Annotated in this window: 3 protein-coding genes and 1 pseudogene; all 4 read right to left on the bottom strand. The window is 50.5% G+C overall.

All coding sequences use genetic code 11. From position 1 onward, the window contains the following. A pseudogene (locus B5F38_RS14310) lies at window positions 1-122 on the bottom strand (conjugative transposon protein TraJ); the annotation flags it as partial. An 18-nt stretch (window positions 123-140) separates the two neighbouring features. Further along, window positions 141-773: a DUF4141 domain-containing protein gene (locus tag B5F38_RS14030; RefSeq protein WP_087208475.1), complete on the bottom strand. Its 633-nt coding sequence runs from the start codon at window positions 771-773 to the stop codon at window positions 141-143. Between the two features lie 43 nt (window positions 774-816). Then, a complete protein-coding gene (locus tag B5F38_RS14025; RefSeq protein ID WP_087208473.1) occupies window positions 817-1,866 on the bottom strand; it encodes a hypothetical protein in 1,050 nt (349 codons plus the stop codon). A gap of 21 nt (window positions 1,867-1,887) precedes the next feature. Then, window positions 1,888-2,135, bottom strand: a 248-nt coding sequence (locus tag B5F38_RS14020) for a hypothetical protein (protein WP_143241002.1), incomplete at its 5' end; no start/stop codon positions are given.

Below are 2,135 nucleotides of genomic sequence, written 5' to 3'. Positions count from 1 at the left end.
GCTCCCAATCCGGCAAGGCCCTTGGCCACGCCGGTCATCTGCGAACAGAGCGGCATCATGTCCGTGTACAGACTTTGCAGAATCTGGTGCAGATTGTCAAAATTCACAGCCAACAATACCATAAGCAATCCTCCTTGAAATTACCAGTAGCGTTCGTTGGGTGAACCGTACAGGGCCATCACGCGGTCAAGGTCATTCTGTTTCTTGGCTCGCAGGTACGACACGCCGATGTTCTTGTTGGTATAGTACTGCACCAGACTGCGGTATTGCAGCATGTCGGTATAGCAGCGGTCGATGATGTCCATACGCTCCTTGTCGTTCATCGAAAGGCCGTTCTCATTGACCACCGTCTTCAGGTCTGTCAGCAGATTGGCACTCTCCTCCAGCAGCTTCGTGTAGCCGAGGGCGATGGCACTCAGTTCCTCAGGGGTGAAATAAGGGTCACTGAGCATACGCTCATAACTGGTCACATAGATTTCCGTGATGTCACCGACCATCAGGATGGTCTGCTGCACCTTGCGGGCATCGCGTACCAGATTCTTGACCTTCCTAAGGCCGTCATAATACTCCTTGCCCTGCTGGTAAATCTTTACCGTCTCCTGAAAATTTTTGACCATATTGCTGGCCGTCGAGGACGTGTGGACAATATTCTTGGCGGCGTTGATGATGCCCTGGGCCAGATTCCCGGGGTCGGTCACTACCCATTGGGCGTGTGCCTTGCCTGCCGAAAGAAGGCAGATACAGCATAAGGCTGTCATAATTCTTTTTTTCATGTCGTTAATCTTTAATGGTTGATAAATCTTTTTTTCCGTAAGTTCAAAGCCCCATCTTTCGCCCTTTGGACGGCGGGTTACGGAGGATAGGCTTGTGTACCGGTCTCGGACGGTCTGCCTCTGCCACTTTTTCTTTCCCGTGTCTGAGGGAGGCGAAGAATTCGTCAGCATACGGTCTGCGGCTGGTAACCCGGACTAATCTGTCATCCAGTTCTTTGTAGGCTTTCTGTGCCTGACGGGATTGTTCTTCCGGGGCTGCGGTCTTGTCAATACCGTATTTGATCAGAAAATCCGGTTGCACATTGATAAGGTCGTTTGAAGCATCCGGTGACACGGCGATACGCCCCAATTTGTCAAGCTCCCGGTCAAGTCTCTCAAGATAGAAGTCCGGCAGACGGACTCCGGGGATATTCTCGACCGCCTTTTCAGCCGCCGCACACATCTCGGCTTCTATACGGGGAATGTTCATCCTGACATCAGGCTCAATGCAGCAGTCATCCCTGTCCATCAGATAGCTTTCGAGCCATTCATAGGTACTGCATTTGTCCTCAATGCCATAGCGCAGCTTGACGTAGGTCGATGGAAGCATGCTGTATGAGGCGAGTTCGCACAGTTCAGATACATCCCGGCTCTTTCTCTGGAAGTCCAATATTCCTATTGCGGATATTACTTCACTATGTGGCGGGCGTTCAATTCTATTCATCGGATATTTCGTACATCCCCAATCACGCATAACGGTGTACATTGCGAACAAGCCATGCACTGATGTGGCTTCCGATGGTGGGATATCCGTCAGTTGAAAGCCGTGTTTCGCCATAAATGGAGTATCCGTCAATACATCCATCATATTTACGGATTCCTTTTTCATCGTTGATATGGGAGAATCGAAGGGTTCGGATTTCGCTATCAGCAGGGCAATCTGTTCAATAGCTTTTTCCGAATGACTGTACTCCCGGATAAGCTTTGCAAGTTCCCCGTGATTGTACACACCGGCAAGAAGTTTGGCTTTTTGAGCAATCTCCTGCAATTCCCGGTAGTCCGGTTCCCGGAGGCGACCGACAATCCGATGTCTTATCCATTCGGTAAATTTCATGTCTTTCTTGATTTTTGAATGTTACTTACTGTTACGTTTACTCTCGGCCAGCTGCTTGATTGCCAGCTCGATATTGCCACCCAACTTCCGGGTAAGCCGCATCAGTTCCAGCTTTTCCGTCTCCTCGGTCGTATAGGTGTAGTATTCTTCGGGCGAGACTTCGGTGGCATAGACCGCCGACTGCGTTCCGCCGAGACCTATCCACACTTCCTTGTACTTGCGGGACGGGCTGTTGGCCATGTTGATGGAGAGAATCTGGGCACGTTCCT

It is taken from the genome of Barnesiella sp. An22 (genome assembly GCF_002159975.1).
In the GTDB taxonomy this organism is placed as follows: domain Bacteria; phylum Bacteroidota; class Bacteroidia; order Bacteroidales; family Barnesiellaceae; genus Barnesiella; species Barnesiella merdigallinarum.
The sequence above is the reverse complement of the archived record's forward strand: the minus strand, read 5'-3'. Positions and strand labels throughout refer to the sequence as shown.